21 protein-coding genes and 2 pseudogenes are annotated in these 21463 nt (G+C 71.3%); 12 read left to right on the forward strand and 11 right to left on the reverse strand.

Features of this window, described 5'->3' with window-relative positions; genetic code table 11:
* Window positions 1-113: 113 nt before the first annotated feature.
* Window positions 114-1577, reverse strand: coding sequence for a class I adenylate-forming enzyme family protein (locus tag MXD62_RS29085; RefSeq protein ID WP_248832578.1), 1464 nt, complete (start codon window positions 1575-1577; stop codon window positions 114-116).
* Between the two features lie 303 nt (window positions 1578-1880).
* On the opposite strand from MXD62_RS29085, the gene MXD62_RS29090 reads away from it, so the two are divergent.
* Both MXD62_RS29090 and MXD62_RS29095 read left to right on the forward strand, forming a co-directional pair.
* Window positions 1881-2630 (forward strand): SDR family oxidoreductase, encoded by a 750-nt coding sequence (locus tag MXD62_RS29090; RefSeq protein ID WP_248832579.1) that lies wholly within the window; start codon window positions 1881-1883, stop codon window positions 2628-2630.
* A 21-nt stretch (window positions 2631-2651) separates the two neighbouring features.
* Window positions 2652-3023 (forward strand): hypothetical protein, encoded by a 372-nt coding sequence (locus tag MXD62_RS29095; RefSeq protein ID WP_248832580.1) that lies wholly within the window; start codon window positions 2652-2654, stop codon window positions 3021-3023.
* Between the two features lie 35 nt (window positions 3024-3058).
* Here the strand turns inward: MXD62_RS29095 and MXD62_RS29100 are convergent, their stop codons facing one another.
* The 9 genes and pseudogenes from MXD62_RS29100 to MXD62_RS29140 all read right to left on the reverse strand — a co-directional run bounded on the left by MXD62_RS29100 (window position 3059) and on the right by MXD62_RS29140 (window position 14079).
* The gene (locus MXD62_RS29100; protein WP_248832581.1) at window positions 3059-3622 is read right to left on the reverse strand and encodes a DUF3558 domain-containing protein; all 564 of its coding nucleotides are present in this window, start codon (window positions 3620-3622) and stop codon (window positions 3059-3061) included.
* Window positions 3623-3815: 193 nt separating this feature from the next.
* The gene (locus MXD62_RS29105; RefSeq protein ID WP_248832582.1) at window positions 3816-4343 is read right to left on the reverse strand and encodes a PH domain-containing protein; all 528 of its coding nucleotides are present in this window, start codon (window positions 4341-4343) and stop codon (window positions 3816-3818) included.
* Between the two features lie 394 nt (window positions 4344-4737).
* On the reverse strand, window positions 4738-8010 hold the full coding sequence (locus MXD62_RS29110) for an AAA family ATPase (protein ID WP_248832583.1): 3273 nt from the start codon (window positions 8008-8010) through the stop codon (window positions 4738-4740).
* A 677-nt stretch (window positions 8011-8687) separates the two neighbouring features.
* Window positions 8688-9398: a DNA alkylation repair protein gene (locus MXD62_RS29115; protein WP_248832584.1), complete on the reverse strand. Its 711-nt coding sequence runs from the start codon at window positions 9396-9398 to the stop codon at window positions 8688-8690.
* Between the two features lie 82 nt (window positions 9399-9480).
* A complete protein-coding gene (locus MXD62_RS29120) occupies window positions 9481-10035 on the reverse strand; it encodes a hypothetical protein (protein WP_248832585.1) in 555 nt (184 codons plus the stop codon).
* Between the two features lie 182 nt (window positions 10036-10217).
* Complete coding sequence (locus MXD62_RS29125) at window positions 10218-12194, reverse strand: pyruvate kinase (protein ID WP_248832586.1); 1977 nt, start codon at window positions 12192-12194, stop codon at window positions 10218-10220.
* A gap of 107 nt (window positions 12195-12301) precedes the next feature.
* Window positions 12302-12859 (reverse strand): phosphoglycerate mutase family protein, encoded by a 558-nt coding sequence (locus MXD62_RS29130; RefSeq protein WP_248832587.1) that lies wholly within the window; start codon window positions 12857-12859, stop codon window positions 12302-12304.
* Between the two features lie 74 nt (window positions 12860-12933).
* Window positions 12934-13062, reverse strand: a pseudogene (locus MXD62_RS41040) (inorganic phosphate transporter); the annotation flags it as partial.
* 6 nt (window positions 13063-13068) lie between these two features.
* Entirely contained in the window at window positions 13069-14079 is a 1011-nt protein-coding gene (locus MXD62_RS29140) for an SDR family oxidoreductase (protein ID WP_248832588.1), read from the reverse strand.
* A gap of 316 nt (window positions 14080-14395) precedes the next feature.
* Here MXD62_RS29140 and MXD62_RS41045 point away from each other — a divergent pair.
* Window positions 14396-14521, forward strand: a pseudogene (locus MXD62_RS41045) (glycosyltransferase family 1 protein); the annotation flags it as partial.
* 385 nt (window positions 14522-14906) lie between these two features.
* On the opposite strand, the gene MXD62_RS29145 reads toward MXD62_RS41045, so the two are convergent.
* Window positions 14907-15221, reverse strand: coding sequence for a hypothetical protein (locus MXD62_RS29145; RefSeq protein WP_248832589.1), 315 nt, complete (start codon window positions 15219-15221; stop codon window positions 14907-14909).
* Between the two features lie 198 nt (window positions 15222-15419).
* Between MXD62_RS29145 and gvpO the strand changes: the two genes are divergently transcribed.
* The 9 genes from gvpO (at window position 15420) to MXD62_RS29190 (ending at window position 21439) form a co-directional block, all read left to right on the forward strand.
* Complete coding sequence (gene gvpO, locus MXD62_RS29150) at window positions 15420-15680, forward strand: gas vesicle protein GvpO (protein ID WP_248832590.1); 261 nt, start codon at window positions 15420-15422, stop codon at window positions 15678-15680.
* 70 nt (window positions 15681-15750) lie between these two features.
* Window positions 15751-16275, forward strand: a complete 525-nt coding sequence (gene gvpJ, locus MXD62_RS29155; protein WP_248832591.1) for a gas vesicle protein GvpJ — start codon at window positions 15751-15753, stop codon at window positions 16273-16275.
* Complete coding sequence (locus MXD62_RS29160) at window positions 16250-17632, forward strand: GvpL/GvpF family gas vesicle protein (RefSeq protein ID WP_248832592.1); 1383 nt, start codon at window positions 16250-16252, stop codon at window positions 17630-17632. Before gvpJ ends, MXD62_RS29160 begins: the two co-directional genes overlap by 26 nt.
* Window positions 17625-17897: a gas vesicle protein gene (locus tag MXD62_RS29165; protein ID WP_248832593.1), complete on the forward strand. Its 273-nt coding sequence runs from the start codon at window positions 17625-17627 to the stop codon at window positions 17895-17897. Before MXD62_RS29160 ends, MXD62_RS29165 begins: the two co-directional genes overlap by 8 nt.
* A complete protein-coding gene (locus MXD62_RS29170; protein WP_248832594.1) occupies window positions 17894-18388 on the forward strand; it encodes a gas vesicle protein K in 495 nt (164 codons plus the stop codon). The genes MXD62_RS29165 and MXD62_RS29170 overlap by 4 nt, the downstream gene beginning before the upstream one ends.
* Window positions 18385-18816, forward strand: a complete 432-nt coding sequence (locus tag MXD62_RS29175; RefSeq protein WP_112106749.1) for a gas vesicle structural protein GvpA — start codon at window positions 18385-18387, stop codon at window positions 18814-18816. Before MXD62_RS29170 ends, MXD62_RS29175 begins: the two co-directional genes overlap by 4 nt.
* A gap of 3 nt (window positions 18817-18819) precedes the next feature.
* Window positions 18820-19695 (forward strand): GvpL/GvpF family gas vesicle protein, encoded by an 876-nt coding sequence (locus MXD62_RS29180; RefSeq protein WP_248832595.1) that lies wholly within the window; start codon window positions 18820-18822, stop codon window positions 19693-19695.
* Window positions 19692-20411, forward strand: coding sequence for a hypothetical protein (locus tag MXD62_RS29185; protein WP_248832596.1), 720 nt, complete (start codon window positions 19692-19694; stop codon window positions 20409-20411). The genes MXD62_RS29180 and MXD62_RS29185 overlap by 4 nt, the downstream gene beginning before the upstream one ends.
* Window positions 20408-21439 carry an SRPBCC family protein gene (locus MXD62_RS29190; RefSeq protein WP_248832597.1) on the forward strand — a complete coding sequence of 344 codons (1032 nt, stop codon included), beginning with the start codon at window positions 20408-20410 and terminating at the stop codon, window positions 21437-21439. The genes MXD62_RS29185 and MXD62_RS29190 overlap by 4 nt, the downstream gene beginning before the upstream one ends.
* The last annotated feature ends 24 nt before the right edge of the window (window positions 21440-21463 follow it).

Here is a 21463-nt window from a genome sequence, read left to right on the forward strand (position 1 = left end):
CGCCCGCCCCCCCCCCCCCCCCCCCCCCCCCCCCCCCCCCCCGGCGGGCCCCCCCCCCCCCCCCCCGCCCCCCGGCACCGGGGCCGGGGCCGGGGCCCTTCGGGCTGGCGGGGTCAGCCGCCGCGGGCCTCGACGAGCGCGCCGCGGTTGATCTTCGTCGCCTCGCTGCGCGGGAGCGCCTCGACGATCTCGATCGTCTTGGGCACCTTGTAGGCGGCTAGCCGGCTCTTCGCGTAGGCGATGACCTCCGCGGACGACGGAGGCTGGGCCGGGTCGGCAGGCTGCACGACGGCGTGCACCCGCCGGCCCCACTCCGGGTCGCGCAGCCCGATGACGACGATGTCAGCGATCTTGGGATGGTCGATGAGCGCCGTCTCGACCTCGGCCGGGAAGACGTTCGCCCCGCCGGTGATGATCACGTCGACCCGGCGGTCCACCAGGTACAGGAAGCCGTCGGCGTCGAGGTAGCCGAGGTCGCCCACGGTCTCGAAGCCGTCGTCGGTGCGGCGCAGGCGCGGGGCCTGGCCGAGGTAGGTGTAGCCGCCGTAGCTCGACCGCGGCGCGCGCAGGTAGATCTCGCCGATCTCACCGACCGGCGCCGGTTCGCCGTCGGCGCCCAGGATCCGGACCTCGGTGCCCCGGAAGCCACGTCCCACACTGCCCTGCCTGGACATCCACTCGTCGCCGCGCAGCGCGGTGATGCCGAGCGCCTCGGTCATCCCGTAGGCCATCACGATGCGCTCGGCGCCGATCAGCCCGGCCCACCGGTGCACCAGCGACGGCGGCATCGGCGCCGCACCCTGCATGATCCACTCGATGCTGGACAGGTCGCGGCCGTCGACGTCCGGCAGGTCGCCGATGCGCTGCAGCATGGTCGGTGTGGCGGTGAACGTGCTGATCCGGTGGCGCTCGATCACGCCGACGACCCGGGCGGCGTCGAACTTCTCCATCACCACCAGCCTGTCCCCCGCCAGCAGGTTGTACAGGGTGGAGAACCCGTTGGCGTGGTACATCGGGGCGAGTACCAGGATCACCTGCGGCCGCGGTACCGGGCTCCACTGGTCGACGAACGGCGCGGTGGCACGGGCGTCGAAGACGGCCGGCCGCGCGTTGAGGATCACCTTCGGCGTGCCCGTCGAGCCACTGCTGCAGATGCCGTTGGTCTGCGGCGACGTCGCGTCGGGCAGGTCCGGGACGGCGAGGTCGGCCGTCGCGTCGATCCACGGGATGTCCTCGGGCCCGAGGAACACCGGCGCGTCGACGGTCTCCCGCAACCGGGTGAGCTCCCAGTCCGGCAGGTCCCAGCGCACCGGCACCGGCACGACGCCCAGCTTCCAGGCCGCCAGCGCGCTGAACACGAACTGCGGCGAGTTGCGCAGCCCCAGCCCGAGCAGGTCGCCGGGGCCGAGCCCGCGGGCCGCGAGGGCACCGGCGAGCTGGCCCGAGCGCCGGTCGAGCTCGGCCCAGGTGAACGCCGGTTCGGCGCCGTCCAGTGCGATGTGGCGTAACGCGATGTCGTCGGGGCGCTCAGCGACGAGTTCTCGAATCCGCCGAGCGTAGCTGACCGTGTCGTCCACGGTGTGTCCCTCCGTAGGTCCCGCCGGCTCCCACGGAGGGACGAGTCCGAAACCGACTCCAATAATTAACCGTGTCCGGCGTCGGGCGAAACCGTTGGACGTGATCCGGCCCGCTTCACGCTCCCAGGAGCGCCGCCCGGGCCCGGGTCCGGCTGCCTCCCGCGCGTCGTCGCGGGTACGCGCCGGCGGACGTCCAGGCTGGGTGCGCGGCGGTGGCCCCGACCGGACGGAGCCGGGCCCGGGGCCCGCGGCCGGATCGGGCGAGTCGGAACTCGGCGCTCGGAACATCGCGAGAAGGTCATCATGAAGATCGTTGTGATCGGTGGCGGCGGGCTCGTCGGCTCCCGGGTCGTGGCCCGGCTGGCCGGGATCGGGCACCAGACGGTGGCCGCCTCGCCCCGGACGGGCGTCAACGCCCTCACCGGCGAGGGCCTGGCGGCCGCTCTCGACGGCGCCGCCGTGCTCGTCGACGTGTCGAACTCACCGTCGTTCGAGGACGACGCGGTGCTGCGCTTCTTCGAGACCTCGACCGCCAACCTGCTCGCCGCCGAGGCGGCCGCCGGGGTCGGGCACCACGTGGTGCTCTCGGTGGTCGGCACCGAACGCCTCGCCGCCAGCGGGTACTTCCGCGCGAAGAGCGCCCAGGAGGCACTGGTCGCGGCCGGCCCGATCCCCTACTCCGTCGTCCGCGCCACCCAGTTCTTCGAGTTCGTCGGCGGCATCGCCGACGCGGGCACCGAGGCCGGCACCGTGCGCGTCCCCCCGGTGCACATCCAGCCGATCGCGGCGGACGACGTCGCCGCCGGAGTCAGCGGCGCCGCGCTCGGGACACCGACGAACGGCGTCACGGAGATCGCGGGCCCGGAGCGGTTCCGGCTCGACGACCTCGTCCGCACGGTGCTGTCCGCCCGCGACGACCCTCGCCCCGTCGTCGCCGACCCCCGGGCACGCTACTTCGGCGTGCTGCTGGATGATGAAACCCTGGTGCCCGGCGACGACGCCGCGCTCAGCGAGACCCACCTCGTCGACTGGCTGAAGGAACCGACTGGCTGAAGGAACGGCAGGTACCACCCGGTGACAACCTTCGCGCTCATCCCCGGCGCCGAGGACGCGCGGGCCGCCACTGCGCGGGCGGCCGGGTACGGCACCGAGTTCGATCCGGAGGTGTACTTCCTGCACGACCTGCCGCGCCAGGTCACGGCCGACGGTGAGGCCCACCAGCGGGCCGAGAGCGCCGCGGTGTTCGCCTCGACGTGTGATTTCGACGCCTGGCCCGACGTCCCGACCCGGGTCGCCGCCGGCGCCGACGACCGGTTCTTCCCGGTCGACTTCCAGCGGCGGGTCGCCCGGGAGCGGCTGGGCGTCGAGGCGGACACGCTGCCCGGCGGCCACCTCCTCGCGCTGAGCCAGCCGCAGGCGCTCGTGGGCTACCTGCTCGCTACCTGACCTCGGTCAGGCTGCCGTACCCATGTCCCGGGTGGTCAGATCCGGTCGGAAACCATGCGCGCCAGGTCCTCGAGTGGCCCGTTGTTTTCCGCCGGGTCGTTGCTGCGCACCAGTTTGACCGATACCCAGCGGCCGGCCTTGTTGACGAAGATCCCCCCATCCTCGATATACGCCTCGTCGCCGACTCCTGACAACGGGTGGAGATCGTGGCCTATGCCACGCTCGGCGGTAAGATAATTCTCGGCAGTTTCCCCGACGAAGACCTCAACCTGGGCCGTTGGCCCGCTGGGTGGCGCTGTATAGGTGCACGTCTCGGCCAGCAAAACGGGGCTGTTGAGCGACGTGCCGGCAAGTTTCTCGGCCTCCGGCTTGGACACGAGCGCGCAGGGGTTCGCTCCCACGCCGGCCGACGGCAGCGCCGGTTCTGCAGGCTTGTTTCCGCTGGTGGCCGGCGTGCCCTGTTGCCCGGGTGCGGCCGAAGGCATCGCCTCCGCACCCGAGGTACCGCACCCGGACAAGCCGAGCGTCACGAGGACCGCAAGTAGGGGCAGCACCGCGCGGCCTCCGACGTAAATACGATTCAGTACAGGAAGATCCATGCTGGCCCCCATTTGTCGGCGCCCGCCACCACACTGGAACACTTGACGGGCACGAGCAGATTACTCCTGGACCTACCGATCCTGTGACGGTATGTACGCCCGCCCCCGGGAAGCAGCGACCCGAAAGCTGACAGCGACATTCGCGGGAGATCTTCGAGTTCCTCGCCCCGCGAGGCTGCCATCGACGCGGGCCTCACCCGGGTCGGAGCAGGCGGGCCATCTTGCCCTCGAACTCCTCACGGGTGAGAACGCCTGCTTCTCGCAGCTCACCGAGCCTGCGCAGCCGATCATTGAGGTCCGGATCGTCAGGCGGAACGGCGACGGCAGTTGGAGCGGGTGACGCCAGGCCAAGACGGTTCCGGATCAGATCCGTGATCTCCCTGCCGGCATGCTTGTTCACGTTCGTGATCTCCGCCTGGCTATCCGATGCGAGAACGACAATTTTTCCCAGTACCAGCCCGGCAGCCCACTCCACCGAGGAGACGTTCCTCAGCGGGAATTCCTCGCTGGCCCTCCGCTTCCGACCTTCCAAAACGAACAGCAGGCGGCGATCAGTAAGTACCACGAGTCCACCGCCCTTACCGCACGAGCCCCTGGCCAGGCGCTCGACGCGTTCACCCTCCCACAGGTGTTCCGCAAGGTATTTGATCTCTCGGCTGCTCCTGCTCCTGAGCCGCATCTTCTGTTTGGCCTGCTCGATGTCCTCACGCAGCTGCGACATGCCCGGATCCCCCTGACCGACACGTTATGATTCCTCACCCTCCGCGACAGCGTGAGGAAAGCCGACCAGTGGGCAGTGCGGGCCCCCGTCGGCGAGTTCCGTCCCGCGGACGAGACTGGGCTCGGGTAAGGGCCCGAGCCAACGTTGGTTCATGGGGACATGGTGGCTGTCGTTCGTTCTGTCCGGCGATCTCACCGGACGCATCCGCCGTGAGGGACCGTCCGGAACCGCCGGGGGGCTTGACGGCCGTCAGCAGGAGTGTCCGGCACGGCCGGACGCCGGGCGGGCCAACTCGTGGCGCACCGTGTCGTATTGCGTCAGGCCGAGCCTCAGCGGCCTTCTGCGCCACGGCCGGCAGGTGTCGGGTCAACGCAGACGGGAGGGAACAGCCCGATCAGTCGGGCTGGACGAGACCCGCATCGGCGTGGTCCGGCTGGGAGATGCCGCCGGCGACGAGGAGCCTGCTGGCCAGCTGGGTCCGCGCCGTCACGTGCAGCTTCCCGAACACGGCGCGCAGGTGGTGTTCGACGGTCTTCTCGCTGAGGACGAGCTCCCGGGCAACCTGACGGTTGGTGAGACCCGCGGCGACCAACTTCGCGACAGCGAGCTCCAGCGTGGTCAACCGGGATGCGTCCCGTTCCCGGCGACGGCCCTCCCGAGGTGTCCATCCGCATGCGACCAGTTCGCTCTCGCAGCGGTCCAGACATGGACGGGCGTCCAACAGGGTGAAGGTGTCGTGGGCGGCCTGTAGCTGCCTGACCGAGTCTGCGGGCCGACCTGCCCCGCGTAGGAAGCTGCCGTAGGAGTGGCGGAGCAGCGCCCGTTCAAAGGGCAGCTCGATCTGCTCTGCCTCTGCGAGGCCCGCGCGAAAGGCTGCGTCGGCCGCGCCCGGGTTGTCGCGGAGCGCTTCCAGGTTGCCGCGGTTGCGGGCAGCGGCTGCCATCGCGGAGCGGCGCCCTCGCCGCCTGGCCGCCGTCTCGAACCGGATCAGAACCTGCTCGGCCCGTTTGAGGTCGCCGACCTCCACCAGCGCGTCGACAAGGATGTCCTGCCATCCGGATATGCCAGGCTCGGCATCGAGGTCCAGCAGCCCGGACCGGACCGGTGGTTCGAGGACGGCGACGATCTCGGCGGACCGGCCACGGGCCCGTGCCAGGTGTGCCATAGCGATGGCCGCGCTCGCGATGAGGTGGGGAAACCCGCTTTCGGCGAAGACCTGCGTTGTCCCGACGTGTTTCTCAGCCTGTTCCCACTGGCCGCGGGCTGCGGGAACCAGGACGCCGATCTGGTGGCAGTACGGGACCAGTGCGCCGTCGTCGGAGTCGGCCATCAGCGACAGCGCGAGATCGCAGTGGATCGCGGCGTCGTCCCAGAGCCCCGCCCGGTACTCGGCCTGAGCGAGTGTGGTCGTGACCAGTACCCGGAACAGCAGCGAGCGGCCCCGGCTGGCAGCCAGGACTCCGCCGAGATCCCGGCGGGCGTCGGCGAGATTGTCGACCAGGGCGTAGATCTGTCCCCGGCCGGCGAGCACGTCCAGCTCGGCCACGGAGGCGACAGCGGGGTCCGGCAGGTCGGCGACCGACTCAAGCACCGCGTCGAGCTGCCCGCTCGCTGCCAGCCCGCTCATCCGCATCTGCCCGATGAGGTCGAACGCCGCGTGGCCGGAACTCAGCTCCAGCGCCCGCCCGGCCCACTCGGCGGACTCGGCGCCACGGAGTTTCGTCGAGTAGAGAGCGGCGAGCCATCCGGCGACCCGAGCACCAAGCAGCGGGTCGGCGTCGGTCCCCCTGTCGGGGGCACAGCGCTTCCAGGCGTTCCGCAGCAGCGTCTCGGCCTCGTCCGCATCACCGCGTTGGAAGGCGAAGCGGGCCAGCAGGTAGTCGCGCCAGGCGGTCGGCCGGAAACCGCGGACCTCGGCCTCCTTCCCGAAGAGATCAGGCAGGTCACCCGTAAGCAGTTGACAGTCCGCCGCCTCCAACATCAGCTGCTCGTACTCGGCACGCGCCGGAGCGAGCCGCGCGGCGGTGGACAGATGGCCCGCGGCGGCGGCCCAGGCCCCCGCGGTCGCCTCCTCCCGGCCCAACCGGGCCAGCTCCGTGGCCAGCGCGCCGTCCGGTCCGGTGGCGGCACGGGCCAGGTGGTGCAGCCGCAGGGCCTCCTCTTCCGCGAGAGCCGCCGCACGGGCGTGCAGCTCGGCCCGCCGCGCCGGTCCCGCCTGCTCGTAGATGGCGGCGTGCACCAGGGGATGCGGGAACCGAAGGCCCCGCGCGACCGGCTGCTCCACCAGCAGCCCCGCCTCGATCGCCTGCTCCAGAGCACGCAGCGGCTCGTCCACCCCGCCGACCGCCGCGGCCTGGGACAACGTGGGGTGCGCGCCGAGAACGCTGGCGGCGGTCGCCAGCTCCCGGCCCTGGACCGGTGCTGCCGCGAGCCTCGCCACGACGAGCATCGCGAACGAGCGCGGCACCGGAAGCGGCACCTCGAGATTGTCGAAGGCCTCGGCCGGGACCTGTTCGAGCAGCGCACGGGCGTGCAGCGGATTGCCCCCCGTGTGGGCCCGCAGGCGGACGCACGCCCGCCAGGACAGCGGCCCGGTGGCGTGCGCGGAACTCAGGGCCCGCAGCTCGGTGTCGTCCAACCCTTCGAGCAGGATCCGGACAGTCCGCTCGTCCATCAGCAGCCGGCGGAGCCCGTCCGGCAGCTGCGCGTCCACCAGATCCCGGACCATCAGCACGGCGAAAACCCGGTCGGCCCGCAGCCGCCGCAGCGCGAACGTCAGCGCCTGCAGGGACGGCCGGTCGGCCCAGTGCACGTCGTCGACGACCAGCACGACCGGACCGGAGCGCTGCAACTCGCCGAGCAGGTCGACCAGAGCCTCGCCGGCGACCAGCGGGTCGGGCGACGGGATCCGGCCGGCGGCCGCCGGCCCGCCCGGGAAAACCGGATCCGGCCCGACGACCCTGGCCGCTTCGGCCGTCAGCTGGTCGAGCACCCCGAAACTGAGTCCCGTCTCATCCTCCTCGCCGCTCGCCCACAGCACGCATCCCACGTCCGCGTCGCCGAGGAGATGGCGGACCAGCGCCGTCTTACCGATTCCCGCCGGCCCCTCGAGCAGTGCGACCCGCGGCCGCCCACCCTGAACCTCGGCGACCGCGCGGCGTAGTTGACTCAACGCGTCCGGCCGCCCCACGAACAGCGCCCGGCCGCCATCCACCAGCCGGGCGGCCGGTGCCGCGGCGGCCGGCGGGGCGGCGGCCGGCGGGGCGGCGGACGCTGGTTCGACCCGTCTCAACCGTCTGGCCGCCTCCGTGGCCGAGCGGTTGACGCTGCGCAGGCCGGCCATCCGTATTAATAGATTGTGGTAGGCGTCTTCCCATGCCTGCCTGTCCCGCAGATCGTCAGGCAGTGGCCTGCCAGACTCCTCAGCGATCCGGATACAGGTGTCGACGAACACCTCGACGTGATCCTGCGCGGGACGCACCGGCCGGCTTCTGCTGATCATTCCGTCGATGGTGCTGCGCTTCAGACGCAACGGAGGTACCCCGGGCCGCCGCCGCGGGGTCTTCGCACTGGCGGCCACCAAGTCACGGATCGACAGGCCCGCGGCGTCCCGCAGTGTCCGCAGCCGCTCCGCGAACTCCGGCCGCGGATCCGGTCCACTGCTCACCCAGCCCCCCACCCGAGGTGATCTCGGGGTGTCCGACGTCGCCGGACACCCCGAAAATGAACAATAACCCGCGCCGTGACCGGACAGTCGGGAGCAGTGACATGCGTCGATCGCCACACCGGTCGGTGGGCGGCATGTGCCGCATTCGTCGGCGGCGCGAGCTCCGGCCCGGGCGGTTCCGCGGAACCGCCGGCCGGCCTGCACAGTTTCGTCGTCGAGGAGGCGGTGTCCGCTGCTCGACAGCGTCCCCGCGGCAAGGACGCCCACGCTGGGCCGGTGAGCGAGGCGCACGACCCGCCATCCGGCCGCCCGCCAGGTGCCCCGGTCACGGTGCGGGCGTTGCCCGGGCAGTTCACCGAGGCGTTCGGCGTCGCGTTCCTGCCCGCGGTCCTGGTGGGGACGGTGCTGGCGCTGTTCCTGGACCTGTCGGCGAACGCCGGGGCGGGAATCGCGGCGGCCGGGTGGCTGCTACTCACCCCGCTGCTGTGGTGGGGCACGTCGATCCGCTTCGAGCCCGTGTGGCTCGTCGTCGCCCGCCCGTGGCACCGGCGGCGCATCCCCTGGTCCGAGGTGGTCCACGCGACGTGGACGTTCACGGCGGACTCTGGCAGCGGCGACCGGGAACGCTGGGCGGCGATTGCGGCCCGGTCGGTCCGCCGGCGCAGGTACGAGACGGATCAGCCGATGTTCTTCAGCGCCTCGCGACGAGACAGGGGCGACAGGGCGTCGCCGCGAGCGGTGACGAAACGGCGGACCTCCGCCGGGTCGGTCCAGGCGTACTGGCGCAGCGCCCAGCCGATCGCCTTGCGGATGAAGAAATCCCTGTCGTCGAGGTTCGCGTCGATGCAGGCGTACAGGAGGTCGAGGTCGGTCGCTGCCTTGAACGAAAGCTGGCAGATGATCGACGTGCGGCGCCGCCACAGGTCGCCATCGCGACTCCAGCGCAGTACCACGGGACGGATCGCGGCGGGGTCGGCGGCGAGCAGTGGGCCGACCCGGTGGGAGGCGATCTCGTCCACGTAGTCCCACCAGGCGCCGGTGACGACCATTTCCTCGTACATCTCCAGCGTCCCCGCCTGCTGGTAGGCGCGATAGGCGCGGTGACCGGTCAGGTCGATCGCCGCGTACCGCTCCTCCCGGTATGCGGCCTCCCGCCACAGCGCGAGGGCGGTCGCCGTCCAGCCGGGCGGGTCCGCCAGCGTCCGCGCGGCGAAGACGGGGCGCAGCACCCGCGTCCGGACAGGTTTCGGCACACCGCGGTAAGGCATGTCCGACTTCATGTACGCCTGCATGCCGGGCGCCCTCGCCGGATCGGCGGCACCCGCGAGCGCTGCCCGCACTTCCGCCACCAGCCAGCCATCGACCACACCGTCACCTTGCCTGTCCATGGCTCGACATACTGCCCGCCATGACCGACCGGCAGCTCGCGGCCATCCTCACCGGTTCGGCCGACGCCCCCGGTCAGACTGCCTACTCGCCGACCGTCGGTCGCACCTGTCCATCCGTCCCGCCGCGATGAACTCGCAGCCAGCGGAAGCCGTAGCCGTCCAGGTCGAGCTCGACGGCGCCGCCGTCACCGGCGACCAGGTCACCGCCGGCTTCATCCGCTCCGGCCAGTCTCACCAGCCGGTCGCCGCGCTCGACACCGGCGAGCGCGAGGCGTATGCCGGCGGGCTCCCTGCCGAGGTTGTGCACCGCGACGACGGTCTGGCCGTTGAGATCGGTACGGTGCGCGAACACGGACGGGAGATCGGCGCAGTCGAGCACCGTGCAGGTGCCCCAGGCGAACTCCGGACAGCGCCGGTACGCACGGATCATCGCGGTGAACCAGGACAGCAGTGAGCCGGGATCGTCCTGCTGGGCCGCGACGTTGACATTCGCCGGCCCGAAGTCGCCTTCGACGACGGGTCCGACCAGTCGGTCGGGCCCGGCGGTCGAGAGAGGAACGCGCCCTTCGTACCAATCCCGCGTGACCGGCCGCGGCGGCGCACGGTAGGCATCTGGGAGGCAGGCCGCTCCTGACACCGCACGCGGGCAGGTGGTGTCACGACAGGCTGAGTTGTCACGACAGGCTGGGGAGTGGCCCGACGAAACGGTGCGGAGCGGACCGCGAGGAGGCCGGTATGTCCGTCACGCCCTTCAAGGATCTTCCGCTGGCCGACCGTCGTTCCACTGGGTGGGTGGGATGGCCTGGCACTACAACTGTGTCAGGCCATCCAGGACCGCAACGGGCGGAAGATCGGGGTCTTCTTCTGCTGGTGGCCGGCCATCCGGCGCAGGATGTCGCCAAGTGCGGTGATGGCCTCGTCGATGTGCGGGCCTTTGTTCAGCATCACGCACTCGGCGCGCTGGCCCATCGCCGCGTCGGTGATCTCCGCGCGCGCCGGTGTGCCGGTCTTCGCCAGCTGGTCGAGGACCTCGGTCGCCCAGATGGTCGGCACGTGCGCGGCGGCGGCGAGCCAGAGGATCTCCTCCTGGAGCTCGGCGAGCCGCTGGTAGCCGCCCTCCACCGCGAGGTCGCCGCGGGCGATCATCACCCCGGCCCGCGGGGCCCGCAGCGCCGCCAGCAGCAGCTCCGGCAGGTTCACGAACCCCTCGGTGGTCTCGATCTTCAGGACCAGGCCGAGGTCGTCCCAGCGTCCGGCGGCGCGGATCGCCTCCTGCGCCTGCTCGACATCGGCCCGGCTGCGCACGAACGAGATCGCGACGAGGTCGGCGATCTCGACAGCGACGGCCAGGGCCGCCTGATCATCCTCGGTCAGTCCTTCATGTGGCACTCGGGTCGCGGGCAGGTTCACGCCCTTGTCCGCGCGCAGCTTCACGCTCCGGCCCGAGGCGTGCAGCACCCGGACGTCGATGCTGTCTGTGTCGACCCGCTCGATGACGCCGGAGATCTTGCCGTCGTCGAGGGAGATCGGGTCCTGAGGGCGGGCGGCGTCGAAGACGGCCGGGAAGGTACAGCCGATCGCCGGCGGGCCGGCCGGGTCGTCAGGAGAGGTCGGGGCTGGTCGGGCCGGTCGTGGCGACAGATCGCGGGTGAGCCGCAGGAGATCGCCCTGGTTCACCAGGTGGTAGGGCGCCTGGCGCGGCAGCGGTCCCACCTGGCACCGGCGCTCGCCGTGCCGGAGTTCTACGCCGGTCTCCAGATAGGTCGTCTTCCACGCCTGCACGGTGACCGTCGGCAGCCCCTGGCGGGCCGCGACGTCGGGGCCCTCGGTTCCGGAACGTTCGTGTACCGCCACCACCTGCAGGCGGCGCAGTGACGAACGGGCGTCACACAGCCTGAGTTCGTCGCCCACCCGCACGCCGGCCAACCACCCACCGGCGCCGATCAGCGGTACCCGTACGACCCCGTCGCGGGAGTCCGTCACCGCCGTGTCGACCGCGCCCGCGGCGTCGTCACCCGTGGCATCGTCGCGTACGGCGACCAGTTCGGCGGTGGCCGGCGTGACGACGACGCCCCGCGGATCCCGCACCGGGCGAAGCCGCACCACCGCCGGGCCCGACTCGAGCGGCCCGGTGCGGATCTTCGGACCGGCCAGGTCCATTGACACCAGGCAGATCCGGTCGAGATCACGGGCGGCCGCCCGGACGTGCTCAGCCATCGCTCGCCACTCCCGCGGGCTGTCGTGCGCGGTGTTGATCCGGGCCACGTTCATCCCGCGGGCCACGAGGCGGTGCACCAGGGCCGCGTCAGTCGCGGCCTCGCTCGGCAGCGTCACCATGATCCGCACGTCATGCTCGGGTGGCGGCGGGCCCAGCAGCGCGCCGGCGTTCGCCTCGATCCGCTGCCAGCCCTCGTCGTAACTCGGGATGCCGGGCTCGACATCGACAGCATCAGCAGCGAGGGCGGTACCTGACCCGAGTGAGCCACGCAGACTGTCCATGACAGCGTGCAGGCTGGCCGCGACGCACGGCTCGCACCGGCCGAGTGAAGAAAGGCCGCGCCGTGTGAGCTCCCCCTGAACGGCCCGAATGTCGCGGCTGCGCAGCGCCAGATAGTGGAGCATGTTGCGGGCGCTGCCCCGATGCCGCGGGTGCACTGTTTCGAGGTCAGCGCGCCGCGCCCGCTCCGCCCGGTACAGATCCGCCTGGATGGCCGCCAGTTCGTCGAGCAACAGCGACCCGGCGTCGTCGCCCTGCTGCCTGCCCTCGCCGCGCCCCGTCTCATGAACCAAAGTCATCCGTCGCCGCTCCCCGCTTGCTACCCGCCTGCTGGGACCGCTGGGCCCCGCGGTCGGGTCGTCCAGCACACGTTAATCGTGGGCTTCACCAGAGGCCGTTCCCGCCTTTATCGGTCTTGACCTCGCTGCTCCGGCGTGGCGAGATACTCCACCGTCACACCGAGGGGCGGATGCCCACGCAGCAGCCACCCGTCGCCCTTGCGGGTACGGCCGTCCGCGCTCGGCCAGCCGGGCCACCCGCGGGCCTGCCAGGCCCGGAGCAGATCTCTGATCCGTTCGCCGTGCGTACACAGCACGCTGTCCTCGGCCTCGTCCGAGGCGAGCAGATCCAGCAGGTTCTCCGCGGAGCCCTCGACACCGAGCACCGCGCAGCGGCGCAGGGGCAGTGCCCGGTCCACAGCCAGCGAGGCAACCGTCTGCTCGCAGCGCAGGGCCGGGCTCGTGAGCACCCGACGGACCGGCAGGTCCCGGACCACGACGCCGGCGAAGGCCTTCGCCTGGCGGATTCCACGCGCGGTGAGCGGCCGGGCGGCGTCCACTCCCGTCCAGCCGTTCTTCGGCAAGGCCAGGGCATGCCAGACGATCACCACGGTGCGGGGATGAGTCGCACCACCGGTATCGACAGCGCCGCGGCCAAGGAACGCGGGGGCGGTCCGGTCGGACATGGTGCTCCTGTCGAGGTTGTCGGCGACCGGTCCCGGTCTGTGGCGCCGACAAAGTCCTCCTTCACCGTCGCCGCGACCGTGTTTGCGACCAGCGTGCCGAAGATCGCGAAAGCGATCAGGTTGAAGAAGGCAGCCCAGGCGACTGCCCAGCGCGGGCGCAGCACCCGGGTCGCCACCACCGTCGAGATCGCGTTGGCGGCATCGGGCGGTTATAGGCGGTGGGCTCCTCCAAGCCGGTGTGAACGGTCGACCATCGCTGTCAGAAGCTCGGCCGGGCGACGGGTGGATCCGATCAGCGAGGTCAGCGGGCTGCGGCGCAGGACCCGACCCCTGTAATCCCCACAGACCCGCCCCGGACCCGCTTCCGGCGCGTCGAGGATGTCGGAACTGGTGTCGGGCCGGTCGTCTCGCAACGTGTCCACTCCTACGCGGCGCAGCGACAGCCACGCGTCCGTCAGCGCCGGAGCGACCCGGGCCGCGATCGACGCGACGAAAGCGACACCACCGACAAGCACCTCACGGCTGGGTCGGACAGCGGCACGCACGATCGCGTCCGCGACGATCTGCGGGTCGTAGACCGGCGGCGGGGGCTGGGGACGGCCGCCGATCCTGCCGCGGGCATGGACGAAGAAGGGGGTGTCGACCGACGGCGGCAGCACACATGTCACCGCGATCGAAGCGCCTTCTTGCGCCAACTCCACGCGCAGACTGTCGTAGAAGCCCCTCATCGCCCATTTACTCGCCGCGTAGGCGCTGTGCAGTGGCATGGCCCGGATTCCCTCCACCGAGGCAATCCCTATGATCACGCCGCCGGCGGCACGGCGCAGGGCGGGCAGCACGGCCTTGACGCCGTGGACCTGCCCCAGCAGGTTCACCCTCAGCACCCGCTCGAACTCGTCCTCGGTGATGTCCTCCACCCGACCCCAGACACTGACCGCCGCGGCGTTCACCCAGGTGTCGACCCGGCCAAAACGTTGCTCGGCGGCAGCGACCAGCGCACGCATCGACGCCGGGTCGGTGACGTCCGCCGGCACGGCGAGCGCCCGGCCAGGCGCATCCTCCTCGGAGATCTCGGCGACCAGGCTTTCCAGAGCCTGTTCTCCCCTGGCCGCGCACACCACCCGTGCTCCGCGACGCGCGAACGTCAGGGCACTCGCGCGGCCGATCCCACTTGAGGCGCCCACCACGACGACGACCTGCTCCGGCAATGGCCTCCGCACACCCTCACCTCTCTCGGCAGGCGCTCCCCCGGCCCGCTCGACGCGGACCCCGGGTGAGCAGATCACAGTCGCGGGCGAGTCCGCCCCGACAGCCGCTACCCGCTGAGACCGGCCTTCCCAGCGACCAGGATTCGCCGAAGCCGTACCCGTGCCTGTCACCCGGTATCCGGGAGTGAACTTCCGCGAGCGCATCCGCGTGCCGATGCCACGGCCCGCACTCCGGCCTCGCGTCACGACGCGAAGCCGACGAAAGGTCAATACATCCCGGTTCATAGGCGCTCCGGTAGCGCGTCAGGCAGCAGCGCCATCGTCAACGCCCGTTGTCGACGTCACCATCCTCCAACGACCCCACGAACGGGAGCCGGCCCGACGTTGGCTCGGGGGACGCCTGCCCGGACGGGACGTGCCGGCCGTCTACCCGGAACACAACACCCCTAAAGGAGCAGACTGTCTCGTCCCAGGACATCTGTCTCGACGCACGGGATACGAGACTCTCGACAATGCCGCCACGGCACCCGGCGCGACGCAGAATAAGCTCGCGAAATGCATCAGGGAAGTCAGCGACCCGAGGAGTTTCAGCCAGATTCCGCTGCTCCGCCAGGTCGAAAAAAGGGACCCTTCCAGGTAAACCCGGTAGAACAGATGCTGATATTGCTCGGCATAGAACAGGATTTTCCGGAGGAGGACCCACCGATAGCCCGGCCTCGGTAGTCAGTCGCTCCGCCGAGGCCGGTGGGCCCGTGGTCTCCGGGCCGGGCGGCGGGGCTCCGCCACCCGCGGTGGGACAGTGCGCAGACCACCGCTGTCGATGCCGTCGTCGTTGGTGATCAGCGCGCGCATCGGTGGGTGACGTCTTCGCTGGCGGGACAGATGTCCACCCGGGCCGCCAGGCGTTCGATCAGGTCCCGTTCGCCGGTGGCGAGCCCGTGCCGGGTCGTGTTCAGCAGCTCGTCCGGGTCGTCGGAGCCGGCGTGCCCGTCCCGGACGAGACGGATGCCGCCACGCCCTGACTTTTCCCGCCGGCCGGGCCCCGACACGCCCGGCCGACCACCGGCCGGCCGACCGTGCCCGATCAGGCCAGGAGAACTCGCGGCGCGGGGCGCAGGAAACACCCAGACCTCGGGAAACACCCGAACCGCCATCCAAGGATAATTCGGCCAGCATCCGGAAGAGGAATCCCATCGCGGGCCGCGGGTTTGCGGCGACTTCCGCCGGGCAAGGCGGCCACGCGTAGGAATTTTCGTCGGCCGCCGCCATGAACCCGAGGAGCGGCCGACAGACCACATGTAGGTGTCATGCCACGCGACGACTCGGCGGATGACGGCGGACGAACGCGGCAGATGGCCGGAAATGACGGACTCGCGGCTGTCCTCAGCCGTTCACTGGCGGAGTTCGGAACTCTCGTGGGGCAGGATCCCGAGCGGGTCACCGGAGCACGCCGGACGGACTCTGGATGGTCGTTGTTGGTCGATATCACCGAGCTGGAGCGCATCCCGTCGACGACCAGCGTGCTCGCCACCTACCGGCTCGACGTCGACGAAAGGGGCTGCCTGGTGGGTTATGAGCGGTTGCGGAGGTTCGTACGCGGCGCCACCGACTGAGCGCGTACGCGGCCTATATGGGTCGGTAAGCCGGAGACCCGGCACGGCGGAATTCGGAAGAACGTGAGTCATGACGGTCGATCGCGGTTCTCTTGCCGGTCCCCCGCGGTTGCGCGCGCTGAGCGGGCCGCGCTCGGACTCTCTCGCCGATGTTCTGGAGAGAGTCCTCGACAAGGGAGTCGTGATCGTCGGCGACGTCGTCATCAGCGTTCTTGACGTCGAGTTGCTCACGCTCAAACTGCGGCTTTTCATCGCATCAGCCGACACTGCACGCGAAATGGGTCTGGACTGGTGGACCACCGACCCCTTCTACAGCCGTGAGGCGCGATCGCTGCAGCAGGAGAAGGAGCGGGAACTGCGCGACGAGACCCTGCGGGCGCTCCATACGGAGAACGAGGAACTGCGCTCCAGACTCGCCGTTCTCGAGAGTTCGGTGCGGGAGCGTCTCCCGTTCCGGGAGGCGACCGCGGTCGAATCCCGGGCAGAGCCGTCCACCGGAGCACCGGTGGAGGTGGCCGCCCGCCGCGACGAGCAGCGGCCGTTCTGGGCGCGGGACGCGGAACGGAGGCATGACGGTGGTCCCGGAAGACGCTGACTTCGGCAGCCTCGACGAACTGGCGGTCCGGCTCGCGCCGGGCGTCCTGGACGAAGCTGTGACCGAAGCCCGCGAGGTCGCGCGTGGGCAACTCGCCCGACTCCTGGCGCGGGAGATCACCAGAGCCGCCTGCGAGCGGGGCGTGGCGAGCGCGACGTGCTCCTCGCCGGCGGGCGCAGGCTCCTCGCCGGCGGGCACAGGCCGACGGGAGCACAGTGAGCACCGCCAGGCCCACCGCGACGGCCCGGTGCCAGCCTGCCACGACGGCCCCGGGCCAGGCAGCCGCGAGGGGCGGTCGCCCGGGGGCGTCGAGCGGGCCCGGGTGCTCTACGCCTACGGGATCGTCCCCGCCAGTACCGACGTTTCGGGCCTGCCAGGCCTCGCCGAGGGAACGACTGTCTGTGCCGTCACTCACGGCCAGGTCTCGCTCGTGGTCTCGGCCATCGACCCGGAGCTGCTGCGAGACGTCGAGGAGGACCTGTCGGAGACGGGACGTCTCGCCACCCTGGCCCGCGGCCACGATCAGGTCCTGCGGGAACTGCAGGACCTCGCGCCCGTGCTGCCGCTTCGGTTCGGAACCGTCCTCCCCGGCGAGAGCGAGGCAGCCGTCATCCTCGACGATCCCGACATCGAGCTGCCGCGCGCCCTCGACGCGCTCCGCGACGCGCGCGAGTGGGGATTCCGGATCGACGCCGCGGGACCGACCGAACCCCCGGCGAGCGGCGTCCTCCGGTCCACCGGCGCGGGCGAGTCGACCAGGGCCACACCCGCGCCGGCCCCGCCCTGCGCGGCGGGCGCCACGGACGCGGGGAACACCGCTCGTCCGGGTGCGGGCACCGCGTACCTCTCGGCCCGCCGGGACGAGCTGCGTGAGCAGGAGCGACGACGCGAGGAGACAGCCCGGCTGGTCGAGTGGACGCACCGGGAGCTGCTCGTCCACGCGCGTGACGTGGCCCGCCGTCCTGGCCGGCCGGACAGGGTCTTCGACTGCGCTTACCTCGTCGACCGCGGCGAAGAGGAGGGATTCCTCGACACGGCGGAGCGGCTGGGTCCGCCGCTGGAGGAGGCCGGGTACGTCGCCGCGGTGACCGGGCCGTGGCCGCCCTACTCCTTCGTCCATCTGACACTGGGCGGGGACGGCGGGAGCGGCTCCGACCGTGGGTCGGGTTCCGCCGAGGCGGGCCCGGCGGAAGCGCTCCGCGCGACAGCGACCCGTGCGACAGCGACCCGTGCGACAGCGACCCGCGAGGGAACAACTCGCGTTGCGGCGGGAGCGACGCCCGTCCGGTTCTCCGTCCCGACCGGGGATCGGCCGGGTGACGATCCAGAGTTCGAACCAGGTGAGGAGCGTGGCTGATCAGCGATTCGTCCCGACACCGCGGTACCGGGGCGGTGGCGTCGGTACCCGGCGGCGGCCGGGGGACCGCCCGGGAGAGCGGCCCGCCCGCGACTCGGCGCAGCCGCTCGCGGACCTGCTGGACAGGCTGGTCGACACCGGCGCGGTCGTCAGCGGCGACGTGGTCGTCGCCCTCGCCGGCGTGGACCTCCTGAGGATCGATCTTCGTCTGCTTCTGGTGGGCGTCCAGACCGCACTCGAGGGAACCGGCGAGGTCTGGCCATGACAACCGCCGGGCGCGGTGACGACCGGCGCCTGCGGCTCGACGCGGACCCGCAGGACGTGGGGCGCGGGCTCGGCCAGCTCGTGGTGGTCGTCCTGGAACTGCTACGCGAGGTGCTGGAACGACAGGCCATCCGCCGGATGGAGGGCGGGGGGCTGACCGCCGCGCAGATCGACGACCTCGGCCACTCGCTGCTGGAGATTCGCGCCAGCCTGGTACAGGTCCGTGAGTCGCTGGGCCTGTCGGCGCAGGAGACCGAAGCCGCCTTCGCGCGTGCCGGCCAGCTCCTGGCCGCGGACGACGACCGGGCCGCCCGCGGGCCGCAGGCCGCGGCACCGGAGTCCTGCGGGAAGCCGACCGACAAGGACATGTCCCGCCAGGAACAGGTCGGCCCGGGCAACGCCAGAACCAGGTCAGCCGTCCCGGAGCCGGGTGAACCCAGGGCAACCGTCCGGAGGCCGGGCCTCCGGGAGAAGACGAGGACAGCGCCATGACCGTCGCCAGCTATCCCATGGGACGGGCGCCCAGGCCGAGCGGGCTCGCCGACGTCCTCGACGTCGTACTCGACAAGGGCATCGTCATCGACGCCTACGTGCGCGTCGCCCTGGTGGGCATCGAGATCCTCACCATCGACGCGCGCATCGTGATCGCCAGCGTCGACACCTACCTCCGGTTCGCCGAAGCCGTGAACCGGCTGGACATCCAGCCCAAAGAACAGGTGGCAGGGCTGCCGGGGCTCATGCGCGAGGTCACCGAAAGCTCGTCCCGGCACCGCGTCAAGGGAGCCCTGGGCGGGATCAGGGAGACCGCCGAGGACGTCGCCGAGGCGCTGCGCGGATCGTCCTCCTCCGACCAGAACGGGCGCGGGATGCCTGCCGAGCGGTTCGCGCCCGCCGAGCGCCGCGGCGGCCGGGAGGGGTGAGCCATGCCTGTCGTGCTGTACGGAATCGTCCGGGCAGGCCACCCCCTCCCGGAACCGGACCCGGACCCGGGCGCGGGCGCGGCGCTCGGCATCGGCATCGGCCATCCGCGCGCGCCACTGCGGCTGGTGCGTTCGGGCCCCCTCGCCGCGGTCGTCAGCGGGACGGCGGACATCGGCGAGCTCGGGGAACAGGAGGCCGTCAGACACCTGGAGATCCTCCAGCGGCTGCTCGTCGACGGCCCGGTGCTGCCGGTACGGCTGGGAACGGTCGCGCCGGACGACGACGCCGTCCGGACGGAGGTACTCGAACCGGTCCGTGACAGCCTTCCCGAGCAGCTGGACGCGATCGACGGTCTGGTCGAGCTGCATGTCGACGTCGAAGAGGCGGAACAGACCGAGCTCGCGGAGGCGGTGGGCGCCACCTCGCTGGCCCACGCCCCGCCCCCGGAGGACCTGGACGGCCGGATCCAGCTGGGGCAACAGATCGCGGAACTCGTCGTCGCGCGCCGCACGGAACAGGCGCGGGCGATTCTGGACGAGCTGCGCCCGCTGGCACACGCGGACCGGCCACGCAGGCACCACGGGGGGCCGGAGGATCCCGCTCTCAGCTGGGCGTTCCTCGTCCCCGCCGACGCACTGGCCGACTTCGACGCCGCTGTGGAGCGGATCCGTGCGACCCGTCCGCACCTGACCGTCGAGTACGTCGGACCGCTACCCGCGGTCGACTTCGTCGAGTTCCCCGCCCGAGTACTCACCGAAGCCCGCGAGGCCGCCGCGGACGGCGGCTCCTTCGGCGGGTCGGGCCGATGGGGCTGGGGCGAGGACAGAACCGGGTCCGGCCGACCGAGCAAGGCCCGGGAGAGAGAGGAGCCTCGATGATCAACGTCAAATGTGCCCTGGCACTCGCGGGAGGTTATGTCCTCGGCCGGACGAGGAAGGCCAAGGCAGCCATCGGCCTGGGGCTGTGGATCTCCGGTCGCAACTATCACGCGAAGGACGTCGTGCGCGACCAGGTGGTCCGGCTGGTGCGCTCCGCGGACGGCGAACAGCTGATCAACCAGATCAAGGGGCCGGCCACGGAAGCCGGCCGGCGCGCCGCGGTGGCGGTGTACGAGGCCCAGATCGGTCGACTCTCCGATGCGCTGGCCAAGCGCACGGAACGACTGACGGCGACGCTGGGCGACTCGGAGAAGGTTGTCCGGGACTCAGAGAAGGTCGTCCGGGATTCGGAGAAGGTTGTCCGGGAGGGAGCCGAGGCCGCCGTCGAAGGCGTCGAAGGCCTCGTCGGTGCCGTGACGCCCGGTAAGCTCCGTGATCGCAAAGGCGGCGGTCGGTCGTCCTCGGAGCGCGCCGACGAACGTGGCCCGAGCGGCAACGGCCCGGTCGACGAGGACCGCGCTGAAACACAGAACGCCACCGGCCGCGACAGGACGGAAGCGGGCCGCGCGGCCGATCAGGACGACAGCGACGAGGGCGGGACGGAGCCCGCCGCCGAGCGGCGGGTCCCGGACAGGTCCGCCGGACCGCGCCGGGACACCGGCCGCGAACCACTCGAGCGGGCGGCGCAGGGATCCACCGGTGGAGGTGCGCGATGACCCGGACGACGGAGCAACCGCACGGCCTGATCGGCACCCTCCTGCACAATCCAGCGAGCAGGAGGCTCGCCGACCAGGCGGGAGACCTCGCGAAGGCGGGCGGCGGCCGGCTGGCCGGACGGGTCAGTGAGCGACTCACCTCCAGCACGGACAAACTCAACGGTCTCAGCGACTCCGGCGGGCGGATCTCGTCGCTCGCCGAGGGCGCCGGGAGACTGCTCGAGGGCCAGTCTCCACTGAAGGCGGCGACTGGGACGATCATGTCGAACATCAAGGACAAGGTGAAGGGGGCCTTCGGCGCGGCCAAGGGCAAGGCCGGCGGGAAGAGCGGGCCGCCCAAGGCGATGAACATCGAGGAGTCGGTGGACATCGGCGTACCGGTGTCGGTCGCCTACGACCAGTGGACGCAGTACCCCGAGTTCGCCAAGTTCATGAAAGGCGTCGAGGCGGTCGAGACCAAGAGCGAGACCGAACAGAACTGGCGGGTCAAGGTCTTCCGCTCCAGGCGCAGCTGGCAGGCGAAGGTCACCGAGCAGATCCCCGACCGCCGGATCGTCTGGACATCCGAGGGAGCGAAGGGCTCGGTCAAGGGCGCCGTCACCTTCCACCCGCTCGCCGACGACCTGACGCGCGTGCTGCTGGCGATGGAGTACTACCCCAGCGGGTTCATGGAGAAGACCGGCAACCTGTGGCGCGCCGGTGGGCGACGGGCCCGGCTGGATCTGAAGCACTTCCGCCGCTTCGTCATGTTCAGCGGGAAGGCCACCGGCTCCTGGCGGGGCGAGATCCGGGACGGAAAGGTCGTTCGCTCCCCGGACGAGGACCAGTCCGAACCCCGCGAAACCCGGCAATCCGAACCCCGCGACACCCGGGAGGAGGCGCGGAGCTCGGAAACCACGCAGGCCGCACAGGACAGTGACGGCCAGGGCGCGGCGACGTCCGGGGAATCCGAGTCCGGGGAATCCGAGGTGCGGGCCGGGTCGAAGTCCGACCAGCCCGCCGGTGCCGACGAGCCTGTCCGAGCCTGAGGCGGCCTCGTGGCCGCGCGTTAC

The organism is Frankia sp. Mgl5, assembly GCF_023242985.1.
In the GTDB taxonomy this organism is placed as follows: domain Bacteria; phylum Actinomycetota; class Actinomycetes; order Frankiales; family Frankiaceae; genus Parafrankia; species Parafrankia soli.

Excerpts from the sequence above, each read along its gene's own strand:
- MXD62_RS29190 (WP_248832597.1), top strand. The coding sequence starts at position 20,408 with ATGACCCGGACGACGGAGCAACCGCACGGCCTGATCGGCACCCTCCTG.
- MXD62_RS29175 (WP_112106749.1), top strand. The coding sequence starts at position 18,385 with ATGACCGTCGCCAGCTATCCCATGGGACGGGCGCCCAGGCCGAGCGGG.
- MXD62_RS29145 (WP_248832589.1), bottom strand. The coding sequence starts at position 15,221 with ATGGCGGTTCGGGTGTTTCCCGAGGTCTGGGTGTTTCCTGCGCCCCGC.
- MXD62_RS29125 (WP_248832586.1), bottom strand. The coding sequence starts at position 12,194 with ATGACTTTGGTTCATGAGACGGGGCGCGGCGAGGGCAGGCAGCAGGGC.
- MXD62_RS29185 (WP_248832596.1), top strand. The coding sequence starts at position 19,692 with ATGATCAACGTCAAATGTGCCCTGGCACTCGCGGGAGGTTATGTCCTC.
- MXD62_RS29130 (WP_248832587.1), bottom strand. The coding sequence starts at position 12,859 with ATGTCCGACCGGACCGCCCCCGCGTTCCTTGGCCGCGGCGCTGTCGAT.
- gvpJ (WP_248832591.1), top strand. The coding sequence starts at position 15,751 with ATGACGGTCGATCGCGGTTCTCTTGCCGGTCCCCCGCGGTTGCGCGCG.
- MXD62_RS29100 (WP_248832581.1), bottom strand. The coding sequence starts at position 3,622 with ATGGATCTTCCTGTACTGAATCGTATTTACGTCGGAGGCCGCGCGGTG.
- MXD62_RS29180 (WP_248832595.1), top strand. The coding sequence starts at position 18,820 with ATGCCTGTCGTGCTGTACGGAATCGTCCGGGCAGGCCACCCCCTCCCG.
- MXD62_RS29170 (WP_248832594.1), top strand. The coding sequence starts at position 17,894 with ATGACAACCGCCGGGCGCGGTGACGACCGGCGCCTGCGGCTCGACGCG.
- MXD62_RS29115 (WP_248832584.1), bottom strand. The coding sequence starts at position 9,398 with ATGGACAGGCAAGGTGACGGTGTGGTCGATGGCTGGCTGGTGGCGGAA.
- MXD62_RS29160 (WP_248832592.1), top strand. The coding sequence starts at position 16,250 with ATGACGGTGGTCCCGGAAGACGCTGACTTCGGCAGCCTCGACGAACTG.
- MXD62_RS29090 (WP_248832579.1), top strand. The coding sequence starts at position 1,881 with ATGAAGATCGTTGTGATCGGTGGCGGCGGGCTCGTCGGCTCCCGGGTC.
- gvpO (WP_248832590.1), top strand. The coding sequence starts at position 15,420 with ATGGCCGGAAATGACGGACTCGCGGCTGTCCTCAGCCGTTCACTGGCG.
- MXD62_RS29105 (WP_248832582.1), bottom strand. The coding sequence starts at position 4,343 with ATGTCGCAGCTGCGTGAGGACATCGAGCAGGCCAAACAGAAGATGCGG.